The organism is Mycobacterium sp. RTGN6, assembly GCF_033804605.1.
GTDB lineage: Bacteria > Actinomycetota > Actinomycetes > Mycobacteriales > Mycobacteriaceae > Mycobacterium.
This window is the reverse complement of record NZ_JAPZKZ010000001.1, coordinates 168,953-186,057: the sequence shown is the minus strand read 5'-3', so window position 1 is coordinate 186,057 and position 17,105 is coordinate 168,953. Positions and strand designations below refer to the sequence as shown.

Annotated in this window: 13 protein-coding genes; 3 read left to right on the top strand and 10 right to left on the bottom strand. The window is 66.6% G+C overall.

What is annotated here, in order from left to right:
• Positions 1 to 2 precede the first annotated feature (2 nt).
• Positions 3 to 1,259 (bottom strand): cytochrome P450, encoded by a 1,257-nt coding sequence (locus SLQ33_RS00850; protein ID WP_319451889.1) that lies wholly within the window; start codon positions 1,257 to 1,259, stop codon positions 3 to 5.
• A gap of 374 nt (positions 1,260 to 1,633) precedes the next feature.
• Between SLQ33_RS00850 and SLQ33_RS00845 the strand changes: the two genes are divergently transcribed.
• The gene (locus SLQ33_RS00845) at positions 1,634 to 2,935 is read left to right on the top strand and encodes a TetR/AcrR family transcriptional regulator (RefSeq protein ID WP_413467545.1); all 1,302 of its coding nucleotides are present in this window, start codon (positions 1,634 to 1,636) and stop codon (positions 2,933 to 2,935) included.
• Here SLQ33_RS00845 and SLQ33_RS00840 read toward each other — a convergent pair.
• The 3 genes from SLQ33_RS00840 to SLQ33_RS00830 form a co-directional block, all read right to left on the bottom strand.
• Complete coding sequence (locus tag SLQ33_RS00840; protein WP_319451888.1) at positions 2,932 to 4,128, bottom strand: cytochrome P450; 1,197 nt, start codon at positions 4,126 to 4,128, stop codon at positions 2,932 to 2,934. The two genes, SLQ33_RS00845 and SLQ33_RS00840, sit on opposite strands and share 4 nt — an antisense overlap.
• Before the next feature lie 120 nt (positions 4,129 to 4,248).
• On the bottom strand, positions 4,249 to 5,340 hold the full coding sequence (locus tag SLQ33_RS00835) for a dihydrodipicolinate reductase (protein WP_319451887.1): 1,092 nt from the start codon (positions 5,338 to 5,340) through the stop codon (positions 4,249 to 4,251).
• An 11-nt stretch (positions 5,341 to 5,351) separates the two neighbouring features.
• Positions 5,352 to 6,335 (bottom strand): LLM class flavin-dependent oxidoreductase, encoded by a 984-nt coding sequence (locus tag SLQ33_RS00830; protein ID WP_319451886.1) that lies wholly within the window; start codon positions 6,333 to 6,335, stop codon positions 5,352 to 5,354.
• A 186-nt stretch (positions 6,336 to 6,521) separates the two neighbouring features.
• Here SLQ33_RS00830 and SLQ33_RS00825 point away from each other — a divergent pair, with 186 nt between their 5' ends.
• A complete protein-coding gene (locus tag SLQ33_RS00825; RefSeq protein ID WP_319451885.1) occupies positions 6,522 to 7,625 on the top strand; it encodes a dihydrodipicolinate reductase in 1,104 nt (367 codons plus the stop codon).
• Between the two features lie 73 nt (positions 7,626 to 7,698).
• A complete protein-coding gene (locus SLQ33_RS00820) occupies positions 7,699 to 10,584 on the top strand; it encodes an MMPL family transporter (RefSeq protein ID WP_319451884.1) in 2,886 nt (961 codons plus the stop codon).
• A gap of 69 nt (positions 10,585 to 10,653) precedes the next feature.
• Here the strand turns inward: SLQ33_RS00820 and SLQ33_RS00815 are convergent, their stop codons facing one another.
• The 6 genes from SLQ33_RS00815 to SLQ33_RS00790 all read right to left on the bottom strand — a co-directional run bounded on the left by SLQ33_RS00815 (position 10,654) and on the right by SLQ33_RS00790 (position 16,985).
• The gene (locus tag SLQ33_RS00815) at positions 10,654 to 12,189 is read right to left on the bottom strand and encodes an FAD-binding protein (RefSeq protein ID WP_319451883.1); all 1,536 of its coding nucleotides are present in this window, start codon (positions 12,187 to 12,189) and stop codon (positions 10,654 to 10,656) included.
• Entirely contained in the window at positions 12,186 to 13,031 is an 846-nt protein-coding gene (locus SLQ33_RS00810) for an SDR family oxidoreductase (RefSeq protein ID WP_319451882.1), read from the bottom strand. The genes SLQ33_RS00815 and SLQ33_RS00810 overlap by 4 nt, the downstream gene beginning before the upstream one ends.
• A gap of 43 nt (positions 13,032 to 13,074) precedes the next feature.
• Complete coding sequence (locus SLQ33_RS00805) at positions 13,075 to 13,284, bottom strand: hypothetical protein (protein ID WP_319451881.1); 210 nt, start codon at positions 13,282 to 13,284, stop codon at positions 13,075 to 13,077.
• A 48-nt stretch (positions 13,285 to 13,332) separates the two neighbouring features.
• Positions 13,333 to 15,726 carry an AAA family ATPase gene (locus SLQ33_RS00800; protein WP_319451880.1) on the bottom strand — a complete coding sequence of 798 codons (2,394 nt, stop codon included), beginning with the start codon at positions 15,724 to 15,726 and terminating at the stop codon, positions 13,333 to 13,335.
• Between the two features lie 52 nt (positions 15,727 to 15,778).
• Positions 15,779 to 16,237, bottom strand: a complete 459-nt coding sequence (locus tag SLQ33_RS00795) for a hypothetical protein (RefSeq protein ID WP_319451879.1) — start codon at positions 16,235 to 16,237, stop codon at positions 15,779 to 15,781.
• A gap of 577 nt (positions 16,238 to 16,814) precedes the next feature.
• Positions 16,815 to 16,985 (bottom strand): hypothetical protein, encoded by a 171-nt coding sequence (locus SLQ33_RS00790; RefSeq protein WP_319451878.1) that lies wholly within the window; start codon positions 16,983 to 16,985, stop codon positions 16,815 to 16,817.
• Between the last annotated feature and the right edge of the window lie 120 nt (positions 16,986 to 17,105).

Genomic DNA, 17,105 nt, shown 5'->3' with positions numbered 1-17,105 from the left:
GTTCAGTCCCAGCTCACCTTCAGGTGCTGCGGTGAGCGGAAGAAGGTCCCCGCGACGTAGGGCGCCGGCGCGTCGGGGTCGAGCCGCAGCCCGGGCAGCCGGTCGAACAGGGTGTTGAAGATCATCGTGCTCTCCAAGCGCGCCAGGTGCATGCCGAGGCACACGTGAGCGCCGTGTCCGAAACCGATGTGCGGCTTGCGATCCCGGAAGACGTCGAACTCCTCGGGACGATCCCACCTCGCGGCGTCGTGGTTGGCGCTCCCGAGGTTCATCGACATCGTCGAACCCGCAGGTACGTGCACTCCGTAGAACTCGACGTCGCGCGTGGCCTCCCGCATGAAGTTCAGCAGCGGCGTCTCCCACCGGATGCCTTCCTCGATCGCCTGCGGGAGCAGACCGCGATCGGCCACGACCGCGGCGAGTTGGTCGGGGTGGGTGAGCAATCCCAGCGCCAGGCTGGCCGTCGACCGCGACGTCGTCTCGGCGCCCGCGGGCAACAGGTTTCGCATGAAGCCGTAGATCTGCTCGTCGGACATCCGGACGCCGTCGAGCTCGGCGTCGGCAAGTACGGTCACCATGTCGTCCTTGGGCGCGCGCCTGCGGTCGGCGAGGATTCCGACGAAGTACTCCTTCAACTGAGCGGATGCCTTCAGCGCCCCGTCCATGTCCGAGTAGAAGCCCAGCAGGTCGATGGCCAGCCGATGGAACTCCGGGATGTCGGACTCCGGCAGTCCGATGAGCGCGGCGATCACCCTGACCGGGATCGGCATGAAGACCTCTTCGACGAGGTCGGCGCCCTTGCGGTCCTGAATCCTGCCGACCGTCCGCTCGACGAGTGGACGGACGAGTTCGGACTCCCAGCGCCGCATCGACGACCTCGCGAAGGCGAACTCGTGAAGCTTGCGGTACACCGCGTGCTCGGGCTCCTGCATCTCCAGGATCGTCGGGCCCTGGAGCGGACGGACGATGGCCTCGTAGCACTTGGTGCTGAAGGTCTCGTTGTCGGTGAAGACCGCCTTCACCGCGTCGAACGTGTAGGCGGAGAAGATCTGCTGGGCGCCTTCGGGGCTGGGCGGTATCCCCATCTCGGGCCAGCCGCGGTGCACCGCCGCCTCCGTCCTCAGTTCCGCGAGCATCGGGTAGGGCGACGCTTCGCCGTCGGCACCCATGCCTGCGTCGAACTTGGCTTGCGCATCCTTGACGCCCTGCGTCAGTTCCTCGGTGTCGACGGGCTGGCTGACGACGGTCGGCTCGGTCATCTGGCGGCTCCTCGTGACGTCGTCGTGGCGGCCTCGCCTACGACATCGGGAAAGGCTAACAAACCTAACTTTTGTTCGATAGGCGCCGTCGGCCATCCCCGTCGAGCGGAAACCTATCACCGTCGGTTTCGAGTTGACCTAACACTTGGTCCAAACTACCGTAACTGATAGCGCTGCTGCTCCGGCGTGATCGACACCCTATTGTCGGAGCCGCAGCGCCTCAAGGCACCCGGCGAGCCGAGGCGGCCACGGAGCACCTGGCTGACGGCCGCTTTCTGATAGCGTTAACCAAACTTTCGTTCGGCCATTCCGACCGTTTGGCCACGATCGCGACGGGAGTCGGCAGCGGTGAGCATGCTTCGGGGCGCATCCCGGTGACGCCACGGCCATCCCAAGCCACCAAGGCGGTACCCGAGCGCACCGGCCAACCCGGTGACGACGACGGCACCCGCCGGGCCGAGGTGCTCGAGACCGCGGCATCGTTGATCGCCACCTCGGGGCTGCGAACGTCCATGCACGACATCGCAAGCGCAGCAGGTATTCAAACCGGGAGCCTCTACCACCATTTCGCGTCCAAGGAGGCGCTCATGGTCGAGTTGCTCCGGCGCTATCACACCGATCTGGACCGAGTCGCCGAGCGCGGCATGGACGTGCTCGACGACCCCGCTACCCGACCCGGCTTCGCTCAGATAGCCGCCCTCGGCACCGCGATCGCGCGAAGTGCCACCGCACACAGCGCCGCGCTGCAGCTGTCGATCTACGAAACGCCGAGTTCCAATCCCGAACTCAACGAGTGGACCCGGCGCAGGCCCACCGCCATCCTGGACGCGATGTACCAGACGCTGCGAGCGGCGCGGTGGGCCGGATACGTTCGATCCGACGTCGACCTCGCAGTGCTCGCCGACCGGGTGACCCAGACGATGCTGCAAGTCGGGCTCGACATCATGCGCCACCGTGCCCCCACCGATCAGGTGGCCACCCTGTTGTGCCGAATCATGTTGGAAGGGTTGGCGACCGGTCGACCCACCGACGCCGAGCTGGATCAGTCCGCCGCGTTCCGCGCCGCGGACGAAGTGATCGGCAACTGGGTCGACGATCCCGTCGACGGCGACGACAAGACCGCCCACATTCGCGCGGTGGCGCGCGCCGAGTTCGGGCGCCGAGGGTATGAAGGCACCACGGTGCGGGACATCGCCGCAGCGGCAGGAGTCGGTCACGGCACCGTGTTTCGGCTGATCCGGTCCAAGGACGAGCTCCTCGTCTCGATCATGCAGTCGTTCGGGGACAAGGTGGAGGCGGGGTCGCAGGCAGTCTTCCGCTCCAACTCGTCGGTGGTGGAGAAGCTGGACGCATTGAGCTGGGTGAACACCAACGCGCTGAACAGGTTCGGTGACGAGTTTCGCATCCAGCTGGCCTGGCTGCGCCAGATCCCACCCGACGCACCCAACCCGAGCATGCAGTTCCCGCAACGGTTGAAGCAGACGAAGTCGCTGCTCGCCAAGGGAATTCGGGCCGGCGAGCTCAAGATCGACGATGCACCGGGCGAGATGTTGGCACGGTGCGCCATCGGGCTGAAGTGGATCCCAGAGAACATCTTGCGCGACATCGGCACGCGGAAATCACTGCTGCACATCAGGGATACCGTGCTACGCGGTGTCGTCGCGCCCTCGGGTTAGCCGGTGACCACCGGCAGTTTCGCCCACCCGCGCACACTGCTGGTGTGTGCCTTGCTGGCGCCTGCGTAGTCGACTTCCCAGTCCGGCCAACGCTTGAGCACCTCTTCGAGCGCCACCCGTGCCTGCATCCGCGCCAACGCGGAGCCCATGCAGAAGTGCAGGCCTTGACCGAAGCTCAGGTGTCCCCCAACACGGTGGATGTCGAACCGCTCACCGTCGGGATACCGCTGCTCGTCCCGATTGGCGGAACCGTTGAGCAGAAGCATGATCGAACCCTCGACGATCCGTTGGCCACGGCATTCGGTGTCACGGGCGACGTATCGGGCCTGAACCGGTGAGGGTGCCTCGTAGCGGAGCACCTCTTCGATGGCGCCTGGGATGAGTGACGGATCACCTGCGAGCTCGCGGCGTTGGTCGGGGTGGTCGGACAACAACTGACCGATGAATCCGATGAGGCGCGTGGTGGTCTCGTTGCCCGCGCCTGCAACCATGCTGGTGTAGGTGAGCACCTCGGTGCGCGTCAGGCGTCGGCTGCCGCCGTCGTCATCGATTTCGGCAGTGAGCAGTTGAGTCATCAGGTCGTCGGACGGATGTTCGGCCCGCCAATCGATGTAGTCGGAGAACAGCTGGTATGCCTGCTCGAACATGTCCTCGGCGACGACGTAGGACGATCCGTCCTTGAGTCCGATGGCCCGGTCGGTGTTGTCCCTGATCGCCTCCTGACCCGCTTCGGGGATGCCGAGCAGATAGCCGATGGTGCGCATCGGAATCAACGCGCCGAGGTGCTCGATGAAGTCGAACCGCCCCGAGCCGATCAACGGATCGAGCGCGCGCTCGCAGAAGTGCCGCGTCAACGGCTCGATCGCCTCCATGCGGCGCGGTGTGAAAACCTTTGACAACAAACGGCGATGAAGGTCGTGCAGCGGCGGATCCTCGAACAGGATCACCCCGGGAGGAACCTGGATACCGCTCTTGATGACGTCCAGCGTGCTGCCGCGGCCGGAGCGGTAGGTGTCCCAGTTCGGCAACTCGCGCGACACGTCGTCGTAGCGGCTGAGCGCGTAGAAGTCGTGTTTCTCGTTGTAGTAGAGCGGCGCTTCCTCACGCATCCGCTTCCACACCGGGTACGGGTCGTCGTCGATGTCGAAGTCGAATGGGTCGTAGTACACGTCGAGCGCGCTGGCACCCGTCACGGCATGGGCCCTTTCGCGGAGCTCAGGTGCAGCGTGAACACGGGCGGCTCCTTAGCTACCTAACATTTGTTCACCGCACGGTAGGACGCGGACGCGGACCACGTCAATGAATTCCAGTGATCACTCGAACACGTGTCGCGGAAGCGTCGTCGACATGTCGAGCGAGCTGAGCAGTCCCGCAGGCGCATCGACGACGTAGGGCACCGCGTTGACCACCCGCATCGCAGTCGACGCCATCGCGGCGTGGCCCGCACCGTGACCCTCGGCCGCCCCCAACGTCATCGCGCAGTGAATGTCTGGGTCGCCCTCGATGTCCACTCGGTAGGTCGCGTCGAACTCCGAGGTCAACCAGTCGGGCCCGACGTGGCGGGCCATCCGGATGATGTGGTCGACGACGATCGCCTCCCGCCCGTTGACCACCCCCGCCGCGCGCGTACGCACGGCCCCGCAGGTACCCGCAGGAATCGTGCCGAACGCCACCTCGATGTCCCGGTCGGTCAATCGCCGATCCAGCGATCCACGTACCTCCTCGACCTCGACGCCGAGCCCCTGCGCAATGAGGGCGATCGGCGCCTTCCAGGCCAGTTCGATGAAGCCAGGCGTCTTGAGCATCGGCTCGAAGTCCAGCGGCCTGCCGAAGCCCATCCCGTCCATCATCACGTCGGCGACCGGGTAGTGGTCGTTGAGCGCGACCTCGGTGACCGTGATGGTGCGGATGCTCTTCGACTGCGTCGTCATGAGCAACGCCAGCTGATCCGAGGCGAAGCCCGGGAAGATGCCGGAGACGTACAACGACGAGTCGCCGGCCTTGGCCGCTCGCTCGAGATCGGCCCGCCAATCCGGGGCGAAGTATGACGGCGGGTACACCAAACTGGTCGACGACGTCGACACCACGTTGATACCCGCCTCCAGCAGCCTGACGTAGTCCGGCACCGCCGCGCCGTCACGGTCGGGGCCGCTTGCGGTGTAGACCACGCAGTCGGGTGACAGCGCGATCAGTGCGTCGGCGTCGTTGGTAGCCTGCACCCCCATCGGTGCGCCGCCCGCCAATTCCCCGGCGTCCTTGCCCACCTTCTCGTCGGAGTGGACCCACACGCCGACGAGTTCGAGATCCGGTCGCCGCCGGATGGCGTCGATCGCAATGGACCCGACTCCGCCCGTTGCCCACACGACGGTGCGCAGAGGCCGGGAGGGCTGTTGGGGCAGAGACACTTTCAGGCTCCTCAATCACTTGGGGTGGTCGCACGCGCGTTTGCGTCGACCGCGAGTTCGAGATACCGCCAGGCCAGCTTCGGCGGCACGCCGCCGCACAGCGGATGAAGGGGCAGTGGCCGCCCCGACCGGACGAACGCCGTCGCCTCGTCGACCGTGAGGATTCGGTACGGACCACCCGACTCGCGCAGCGCGGACACGCTGTCAGCCCTGGTGATACTGGCCACCGAATCGTCGCCGTGCCGATACGACGCCGCCATGACGGCATCGTGCAGCAGATGTGGGCCCAACTCGGACCAGGCGCGATCCACGTCGTCGGTGACGAAAGCTGCTGTCGGAGCACCGGGTACGGGAAACTGAACCGCTCCCGGCTGGTGTCCGCGTGCCCGACACTGCTGCTCGTAGAACTCCTTGAGCTCGGGAGCATCGGTTTGGCAGATGAAGCCAAGCCCGTGTGCGGCCGCACGCCGGGCGGCCGCCCTGCTGCCTCCGGCGATCATCATGGGCGGTCCACCCGCAGTCGCACATGCGGGCGTGACGCGGACCCGCCTGCCCCGATGTTCGACGGCCTCGCCCGACACCAGCCGGCGGATCAACGCCACGTACTCGTCGGCGAGGCGACCTCGCTGGCGCATGTCGACACCGAAGTGCTCATACTCCTCAACGCGATGGCCGACGCCGAAGGCGTAGCCGACCCGCCCCCTGCTGAGCAGGTCCAGGACGGCCATCTCCTCGGCCAGCCGGACTGGGTCCCACAACGGAATCGTCGCGGCGGCAAGGAGTATCGGCAACGTGGTCGTCCTCGCCGCGATCGCCGCGGCCAAGAGCATCGGCGTGGGCAGATGACCGTCGTCGGTGCCGTGGTGCTCCGAGAGCACGGCGACGATCGCACCTCGATTCTCGGCCCACGCGCACATGTCGACGGCCGCGGCGTACAAGTCAGTGGGCTCCGCGGCCCAGTGCGGGGCGCGCATGTCGAACCTGAGCGTCAGCATCGGCGGGCGTCCGTCGGCATGGCCCCACGATAACCTAACCTTTGTTCTCCATCCGTCGGTTTTCGCAGCGCACCCAACGGCCGGACCCGCACGGCACCCGTCAATCACTTGACCACGTCCGTCGCCGACTGTTAGCTTCCGGATCAAACGTTAGGTACCCCTGATAGTGCGCGACGAGGAGACCCGATGGCCGCAGGTTCGCAGCGCGTAGTGGTCTGGGCGACGGGAGGCATCGGGTCGATCGCGATTCGAGCCATCGACCGACGACCCGACATGGAACTGGTCGGGGTGTGGGTGCACTCCGAGGAGAAGGTCGGCAAGGACGCAGGCGAGCTCGCCAACGGGGAGCCGATCGGGCTCGCGGCAACCAACGACGCCGAAGCGCTCATCGCGCTCAAGCCCGACTGCGTGATCTACGCGGCCAGCGGGCCCGAACGCGACGCGCTGGCGATCCCCGACTACGTGAAGCTATTGAGTGCGGGCATCAACGTCGTGACGACGAGCACGACCCGGCTGGTCAACCCGCACGCTTACGAGCCTGCGGAGTGGCGCGACCAACTCGCGGCCGCCGCGAAGGAGGGTCAGGCGTCGCTGTACGCGTCGGGCATCGAACCGGGCTTCGCCGCCGACTACCTGCCTCTGGTGCTCAGCACGCAGTCGTCGTCGATCGAGAAGATCCATTCCTACGAGATCGGGTTGTACGACGACTACGGCGTTCCCGAGATCATGATCAACGGAATGGGTTTCGGCCAACCGCTGGACTTCGAGCCCTGGGTGGCCATTCCCGGTGCGATCGCAGGCGAGTGGCAGGGCCAGCTCCGGCTGATCGGCGACGCGCTAGGCGTCGAGATCCAAGAAGTGCGCGAGACCTTCGACCGGGCGGCAACCAACCGGACCCTCGAAGTCGCGATGGGCACCGTCGAGGCGGGCACGTGCGGAGCGCTGCGGATGCAGGCCATCGGCGTCGTCGACGGCCGCGAGGCGATCGTCATCGAGCACGTCACGCGGCTCGCACACGACGTCGCTCCGGACTGGCCGAAGGGTATCGGCGACCTGTCCTACCGCGTCGTGATCACCGGCGAGCCCGACATCGACGCCACGCTCACGGCGAGCCTGCGCGATCCGCGGCACGCAGGCATCGAGGGCATGACGTCGGGGGCCGGCGCGATGGTCGCCACCGCGATGCGCGTCGTGAACGCCGTGCCCTACGTCGTCGCCGCCGAACCCGGGCTGCTGAGCTCCGTCGACCTGCCGTTGACCATTCCCAAGAGCGCGTTCGTCACGACCTAGGCGCCGCCGAGGTCGCCCTCTCGCGCGTTGTGGCCCTCCGGTCGATCCGTCGATGTGTGAAGATGGGCTAATCATGAGCTCTGTCACACCTACTGAGTCCGCTCCCGCCCCCGAGCAGGCGCAGCGCACCGGGTTGGCGAAGTGGATTCGACGGTTGGCCATCCCGATCATCGTCGGCTGGATCGGGCTCGTCGTCCTGCTGAGCATCACCGTGCCGCCGCTTCAGGTCGTCGGCCAGATGCGCTCGGTGTCGATGAGCCCGGACGAGGCGCCGTCGGTGATCGCGATGAAGCGCGTCGGCACCGTCTTCGAGGAGTTCAAGTCCGACAGCGCGGTCATGATCGTGCTGGAGGGCGACCAACGGCTGGGCGACGAGGCGCACCGCTACTACGACCAACTCCTCGACAAGCTCGAAGCCGACAAGAAATACGTCGAGCACGTTCAGGACTTCTGGGGCGATCCGCTGACCGAGGCCGGAGCGCAGAGCGACGACGGCAAGGCCGCCTACGTTCAGGTGTATCTCGCGGGCAACCAGGGTGAGACCCTGGCCAACGAGTCGGTCGAGGCGGTCAAGAAGCTCGTCGATGGGACGCCTCCCCCGCCGGGCCTCAAGGTGTTCGTCACCGGAGGTTCCGCGCTGGCCGCCGACCAGCAGATCGCCGGCGACCGAAGCGTGAAGTTCATCGAGTTCGCCACGATGGGCGTCATCATCACGATGCTGTTGCTCGTCTACCGGTCGATCAGAACCGTGCTGCTGGTGCTGGCGATGGTCTTCCTCGGATTGACTGCCGCACAAGGCGTGGTGGCGTTCCTGGGCTACCACGGCCTGATCGGTCTGTCGACGTTCGCCACCCAACTACTCGTCACGCTCGCGATCGCCGCGGCCACCGACTATGCGATCTTCCTCGTCGGGCGATATCAGGAAGCACGCGCACTGGGTGAGGACCGAGAGTCGGCCTACTACACGATGTTCCACGGCACCGCCCACGTGGTGCTCGGGTCCGGTATGACCATCGCGGGCGCAACCTTCTGCCTGTCGTTCACCCGGCTGCCGTACTTCCAGACGCTGGGCATCCCGCTGGCGGTGGGGATGACCGTCGGCGTGTTGGTCGCGTTGACGCTTGGCCCGGCGCTGATCACCGTCGCGAGTCGCTTCGGCACCATGCTGGAACCCAAGCGCGCCATGCGGATTCGTGGTTGGCGCAAGATCGGCGCCGCCATCGTGCGGTGGCCCGGACCCGTGCTGTTGGGGACGGTCGCGATCTCCCTGATCGGACTGCTCACCCTGCCCGGCTACAAACCCAACTACAACGACCGCAACTACCTACCCGCCGACCTGCCCGCCCAGGAGGGCTTCGCGGCGGCCGAACGCCACTTCTCGGTGGCCAGGCTGAACCCCGAACTACTGCTCATCGAGAGCGACAAGGACCTTCGCAACTCGGCCGACTTCCTGGTGATCGACAAGATCGCCAAGGCCGTCTTCCGGGTGCCCGGCATCGGAAGCGTTCAGGCGATCACGCGTCCGACCGGCAAGCCCATCGAGTTCAGCACCATCCCCGCGCAGATGAGCCTCGGCAACACCAGCCAGGAGATGAACCGCAAGTACAACGCGGACCGGTCGACCGACTTGCTGAAACAGGCCGACGACATGCAGACCACCATCGACATGATGACGCAGATGATGTCGTTGATGGACCAGATGAGTGCGACGACGCACGAGATGGTGCTCAAGCTCGGAAAGACCGCCGTCGACATCACCGAATTGCGGGACTTCATTTCGAATTTCGACGACTTCTTCCGTCCGATCCGTAGTTACTTCTATTGGGAACCGCACTGCTACGACATCCCCGGCTGCTGGGCCTTCAGGTCGGTCTTCGACTTGCTCGACGGCGTCAACACCATGACCGACGACTTCCAGGCCCTGCTTCCGGACTTGCAACGACTCGACGCTCTGCTGCCTCAGTTGCAGGCGCTGATGCCGTCGCAGATCGAGACGATGACGAACATGAAGTCGATGTTGCTGACCCAGTACGCCACCCAGAAGGGCCAGCAGGATCAGCAGGCGGCGGCATCGGAGAACCAATCGGCGATGGGCGACGCCTTCAACGACGCGATGAACGACGACTCGTTCTACCTGCCACCGGAGATCTTCGACAACGAGGACTTCAAACGCGGCATGAAGAGCTTCATCTCGCCCGACGGACACGCCGTCAGATTCATCATCAGCCACGAAGGCGATCCGCTGTCCGCTGACGGCATCGAACGCATCGACGCCATCAAGCAAGCCGCCAAGGAAGCCATCAAGGGCACCCCGCTCGAAGGATCCAAGATCTACGTCGGCGGAACCGCATCCGTCTACAAGGACATGGAGGATGGCAACGCCTACGACCTGGTGATCGCGGGCATCGCCGCGTTGACGCTCATCTTCATCATCATGTTGATCATCACCCGCAGTGTCGTCGCGGCGGCGGTCATCGTCGGCACGGTGGTGATGTCGCTCGGCGCATCATTCGGGTTGTCAGTGCTGGTGTGGCAGCACGTATTGGGCGTCCCGCTGCACTTCATGGTGATGGCCATGGCGGTCATCATCCTGTTGGCCGTCGGCGCGGACTACAACCTGTTGCTGGTGGCGAGGCTCAAAGAGGAACTGCCGGCAGGCGTCGGCACCGGGATCATCCGTGCCATGGGTGGTACCGGATCCGTCGTTACGGCAGCGGGATTGGTGTTCGCGTTCACGATGATGTCGATGGTGGTCAGCGAGATGACCGTGGTGGCGCAGATCGGCAGCACGATCGGGCTGGGCCTGCTGTTCGACACCCTGGTGATCCGGGCCTTCATGACGCCGTCCATCGCGGCGCTACTCGGCCGCTGGTTCTGGTGGCCGCAGCGCGTCCGAACTAGGCCGCTGCCGGTGCCGTTCCCGGCCGCCGCTGAGCGATCGACTAGCACACCCTCCTAGTTCGCCGAGTTCTACACCAGGGCTGTGTATTTGGCCGTTGAGCGACCACAGTGCAGATCTCGTGGGGGATTACCGGGACATGTGCAGCGCCGCGAGGTGGCTGAACAACAACGACGCCCCGATCGGGTTCCCGCCGCCCGGATAGGCCGTACCCGACACCGCGGCCATGGTGTTCCCCGCCGCGTAGAGGCCAGGGATCGGCTGGTCCGCGGCGTCCAGCACGCGGGCGTCGGCGTCGGTGCGCAGCCCGCCCTTGGTGCCGAGGTCCGACACCCCGAACGCCGCAGCACGGTACGGGGGCGTGTCGATCGGCACCAGGGGTGAGGCCCCGTTGGCGAACGCCCGGTCGAACGGTTCGTCGCCGCGGCCGAAGTCCTCGTCGACGCCTCGCTGCGCCAGCTCGTTGAAGCGACGAACGGTGTCCTCCAGAGCGGCTGCGGGAACGTCGATTTCGTGCGCGAGCTCGGCCAAGGTGTCGGCCGCTCGCCAGAGGCCTGCGGACTGGTACTCGCTCGCAGGCGAGAGCGACACGTTCGGCGCCATGACGGGTGGCTGCACTCCGGCCCGGCTGTCATAGACCATCCAGAAGGGAGTTTCGACGGTGCCGTCGCGCATCGCGTCGAGGATGACGCGGCCCGCCCGGTCGTAGGCACTCGACTCGTTGACGAATCGGTGCCCGGCCCGGTCGACGAAGATGCCGCCGGTGAAGCACAGGGCGAACGCCGCCCGGCCGTCGGGGTGGATCAACCCGGGCGACCACCAGGCTTGGTCCATCAGGTCGGTGCTCGCGCCGACGGCGATGGCTGCCCGGTGGGCGAGTCCGACGCTGCCCGGCGCGCCCATCGTGTCGGAAGCCCTTCCTGGGACGCCGTATTCGGCCCTCATCGCGGCATTCTGCTCGAATCCGCCAGCGGCGAGCAGCACGCCGCGGCGGGTCCGAATCACCTGCCGGTTTCCCGCGTGGTCCACGATGCCGCCGATCACGTGGCCGTCGTCGACGACGAGCTCGACGAGCCGCATGCTCAAGCGAACCGTCACGGCGGGTTCGTCGGCCATCGCGGCGAGAAACCGGCCGACGAGCGCCCGTCCGCCCGTGAGCAAGTCGGGCTGTGGTGCGCCGAGGCGTTCGTGGTCCAGCGGTCCACGCACTCGACCTTGAAATCGTCCAAGCCGGCTGTCCGGCAAGGCCTTCGAGACGATGTGACGCATGCCGTCGGCGCGCGCGCCGTCCACCGCGCCGTAGTAGTCCGGCCACGGCAGGATCTTGAACGCGAAACGCTCGTCGCGTTCCAGGTATTCGATCAGCGCTGCGCCGCCACGCACGTAGGCCTCTTGAAGTTCGGCGGGCGTGCGATCGCCCACCACGTTGCGGAAGTAGCGCAGGGCTTCGTCGATGGTGTCGTCACAACCCGCCCGGACGAGCACCGGATTGCACGGAAACCACATCCCGCCGCCCCCGGAATAGGCGGTGGTACCGCCGAACTGATCGGTCGCTTCGACGAGCGCCACCGAGAGTCCTTCGCGCGCAGCCGTGTAGGCGCCTGCCACTCCCCCGCCCCCCGAGCCGACGACCAGGACGTCGACCGTTTCGTCGAGCGCCTTCACAAGTGCCTCGAACGGTTGACGAAGCGGCCCTCCCTCGGCGAGAACAACCACCCGCCACCGGCTTTCGTGCCCCCGTCGACGGGAATGTTGTGACCGGTGACGAAGGCGGACTGGTCAGATGCCAGGAAGAGCGCCACCCGGGCTTGATCCTCGGGCCATCCCACCCGTCCCACGGGTGCCCACGATGCCCAGAGCTCGTCGACGTCCTCGTATCCGGTCAGATAGTCGACCTGCGGCGTCTGGGCGAGGTCGGTCCCGATGCCGTTGACCCGGATGCCATGGCGGCCGAGGTCGACGGCCAGGCAGGTGGTGAAGTGAGCGGCCGCGGCCTTCATGGCGCCGTACACAGGATCCTTGGGATAGCCGCGCATGCCCTCCACCGAGTGCACGGTGACGACGCTGCCGCGGTGGGCCTCGATCATCGAAGGGACGAAAGCCCTGGTGACGGCGAAGACGTGACGCAGGTTGACGTCGTACATCTGCTGCCACGAATCGGCAGTGGAGCGGTGGAAGGGCACCAGGGGGCGGTAGTCGCCGACGTTGTTCACCAGCACGTCGACCCGACCGTGTTCGGTGAGCACCGCCTCGGCGAGCCGGGCCACGTCGTCGTCGGCGGTGACGTCGACGACGTGGCTGCGGATCCGACCACCGTCCCCGCTGACTTCGTCACGGATTCGATTGGCGCGCACCTCGTCCTGCTCGGCGACCTCGACGAGCGCGCCGTGCTGCGCGAACAGCCGGGCGATGCCCGCGCCGATGCCGTCGCCGCCACCGGTGATCACCGCGACCCGCCCTTCGAGCAGCTGGTTCCAGTCGTCGATGCGCGGGACGCCGTCGCTCATAGCGACGGACCATACGCGCCGAGGCAGCGCCTGTGCGGAAAAGTCAGCGGGTGAGCTCGGCGACGATCGTCGCCGACCAGTCGCCGACGCCCGCACCCACGCCCGACATCCGGATGCGCTCTCGACCCCACGTCGACCCGATCGCGTTCATTTGCAGCTGGTCCCAGCCGGGCTCGATGGCGCGCTCGTGCGAGCGCTGGGCGACACACCACAGCTGCTTCCAGCTGTGCCCGATCATCTTTCGCGTGCCCATGACAGCAATTCAATTGCGGCGCCTCCGTCGGCGCAACTGATTTTCCGGTCAGGCTCGACCAAGCCATGCGAAGAACTCCGCCGCGGAGAACACCGGCTTGCCCCACTCCCGGGCCTTGCGCGCCTTGCCCGATTGTGTGCCGACCTCGGCGGTGATCAGAACCTCGCAACGCGTCTTGCTGACCGAGGGCACGGGTCGCAGCCCGGCCGCAGCCGCCATGCGTTCCATCTCGTCGCGCGCCACCACCCTGCCGTGCGCGTCCTCTGCGGTCCCGGTGAAGCACACGCGCGCACCCGGCTCGAGCACGGCCGCGATGTCGTCGCCCACGAGCGCCGCCTCAACGGATTCGTCGATGATGGCGACGCCAAGCGACAGCTCGACCGCGCGTAGCCGGTCCAACGACTCCATCGTCATCGGCGCCCGCGACGCGGCGGCGCGCAACTGGTCGGCCACCGAGAGCCGGGCCGCCGAATACCACGGCGTATCGCCATCGACGTACCCTTCCCGCGCACCGGCGCGCCCCAGCAGGGTCGCGCCGATGCGATTGCTGACGTCGAGCAGCGCCGAGAGTCCCGGCAGGTGCACCGACTCCGGCGTGGCCACCTCGGGGGTTCGGCTGACGAGGTGCCCCGAGAACGACTCCGACGGTTCCGGCTCGTCGAACGCCGACGAGCTCAAATCACTTGAGTCCGAACGTGAGAACGCCTCCAGCGACGCGCGTGCCCGCTCGAGCGCTGTTGCCGCAACCACACCGCGGCGGTGTTCGGCCCCAAGTGCCGACTTCGGCACGTCGGCGCCAAGCGGCATCGGGACGACGAGCCCGAGCCGCTTGAGTTCGAAGTCGACGAGGCCCAGCGTCTCGTCGATGCCGACGCCAACGGGTGTGCAGCCCGCGAGCATGGGTGCGATGACCTCCCAGGCCTCGGCGAGCGTGGGCGCCAGCAACACGTCGGACACCGTGATGCCATAGGACCGCCTGGCGTCGGCCAGGTCGCGTTGGGGATTGATCAAGCTGGTGACCGCGGTGCCGTCGTCGAAGGCCACGCAGAGTTCCACCGGTCGCGGTCGGGACATCCGCCCCTCGTCGCCGACGGTGAGAATGCCTATCCCGCAGTACCTCCGGGGGCGGTCGTCGGTCACGGTCTGGCGCAGGAACCGGACGACGCGCTTGTCGGTCCGCAGATCCTTGGGTAGCACCGGCCGTTTGAGTACGAGCCCGCCGAGGGACGTGCAGCGGCTGAGCGCGACGTAGAGCTGCCCGAACGAGAACATGCCGCCGCTGAGGTCGACGATCATGCGGTCCAGCGTCTGGCCCTGGCTCTTGTGAATGGTGATGGCCCACGCCAGTTTGAACGGCAGTTGGGTGTAGGTGCCGACGACCTCGCGCCGCAGCGACCCACCGTCGACGACGGGCTTGGTCGCCTCCCAGGTGTAGGGCCTCACGTCCGCCGTCTCACCGTCGGTGAACTCCACCGTGACCACCAGGCCGTCGTCCATCCGCGCGCCCGACACGCGCCCGAGGGTGCCGTTGACCCAGCGGTCGAGCTGGTCGTTGTTCAGCATCATGATCTGGGCGCCGACCTTGAAGTGCAGGGTTTCGTCGACCGGCGGGTCGAACAGGCTGAGGTCGCCGGATGTCCGGGCGAGGTAGGTGATTTCGTCGCCGGGTAGCCGTTCGAGGCGTTGCCGGTTGCGGGCGGTGACGAGTCGGTTGGTCGGGGCCAGGGTGAGCCAGAACTCGTCGTCGGGCGGCTCGAAGTCCGGATCGGTGCGCGCGTTCAGTTGCTCACGCGCATGGCCGACCAGGACGCCTTCGCGAATCTCGTTGAGAATTGAGGTCATTCGGTCGTCGCCGAGTTGACGGAACACCGTCGTCAGCGCGATCGTCGGGAAGTCCTCGGACCGGTAGCGCTCGGCGGAGAAGAAGTACGGGGTTTCGTAGCGTGCGGAGAGGTAGCGCTCCTCGGCCTCGTGGACCACGGGCGGAAGCTGGTACAGATCGCCGACGAGCACGATCTGCACACCGCCGAACGGCGTGCCCGGTGTGGGGCCGAACCGTTCGAGGGCCGCGGCCACCTGGTCGAAGAGGTCGGCGCGCACCATCGACGCCTCGTCGATGATCAGGGTGTCGAGCGACGCGAGGGTCTTGGCGAACCGGCCGGGGTAGTACCGGCCCGTCCGAACGTCGTCGATCGTGGTGGTCGTGGAGAAGCCGAACAGCCGGTGGACGGTGTAGCCGTCGACGTTCAGGGCGGCGATTCCCGTGGGCGCGACGACCACCACGTTGCGGTCGGTCTCGGAGCTGAAGCGACGGATCAGGGTCGACTTGCCCGTGCCGGCCTTGCCCGTGACGAACACGTGCCGCCCGCCGGCAAATAGCTCAAGGGCATCCTTGAACTCGTCGGTCAGGACGAAGTGCGGAGGCCCCTGCGGCACCGTCATCGTCGTCACCCCCTCGCGCCCGGCTACGTTACCGGGGCGCGCGGACGGTGACTCAGCCGCCGAGGGCGTCGATGAGTTCCTTGATCTTGGTGGCCTCGTCGCCGCTCGGCTGTTCCTCGGCCTCGATGGCTTCGATGAGGTCGGCGCGCAACCCGGCGCCGTTGGCCAGCTCCTTCGCCGACAGCTTCGCGTTGCGGCGCGTCAGGTAGAGCGTCTGACCGAGGGTCGCACCGGGAGCGTTGGCAGCCCTCGTCATCAGGTCGTCGTAGGTGTTGCGCACTTTGGCGAGCGAGACGATGACGGCGGGGGTGACGCGGCTACGGCTCGCCGCCTGCGTCAGCGCAGCCAGAAGCTTGCGCAGTCCCGTCAACACCACCGCCGAGCGGGACGGGAACTCTGGATCCTCGGGGTCGGGCAGCGTCTCGATCGCTGCGTCGAACATATGCATCGCCGCATCGGCGACACTGACGATGACCGGTGCTTCACCCTCATCCGGCTGGCCGTTACCCATGGCACCTCAATCTCGGTCGGCACACCGACGTGCACCAAGTCGACGAACAGTTGTGAAGGGCCGATGAGGTCAACGGCCCGAAAGTCCAGCAGACGCGCCCGGACGCCCCTGAACCTAGCGCCTCTACATATGGCTTTCAACCGTTCGATTCCCCGCTTCCAGCGGGAGCCGGAGCCCAGCAACCACGCCAAACCGCCGCCCACCTCGCCATCGATGCGCGGCGTGGTTGCGAGCCGAGTAGCTACTCGTTGGCCCGTCCGCTGCTGGCCGCTTTCGACGCGACGCTTCTCGGACAGGTACTCCCTGTCGGTGAGCGCCGCTGAGTCACGCAGTGCGGCAATGTGCTTCGACTGCTCCCCCGGCACGGCGTCGGAGGGCGGAACATACGAGGGCGGCGGCGCGGGTTCGGCTAGCGGTGCTGCCCTCCCCCGACTGGCGGCCCACCGCGCCCCTCACTTCTCCGATGATTCCGTGAGCGAACCCATGGCCAAGGGCGCTCTGCACGATGTCGCCAGGGCCGATCAGCAACCACGGAGGCGTGTGCCAGAAGTCGCGCCCGAAGACCAACCGCAGGACCCTAGCTGTTTCCGAACCGTTCGGCACCGACGGCCAGCACCGCCAATACGACGCCGATCACCCCGTAGTTCACGAATGGATTGTTGTTCACCATGTTCACGATCATCACGACCAGGAGCACGACGAAGGCCAACCCGCAGAGGTAGCCGAAGACCTTGGCCAAACGCTTCATCTGGACCGCTTTCACGCGCACCAACGGAGAGGCGCTCCGCGCGTACCGCCCGCTCAGAACGTTGACGCGTGAGTTGCGCGGGCATTGCGAACACGGGTTGCAGGAACCAGTCGAACGTTA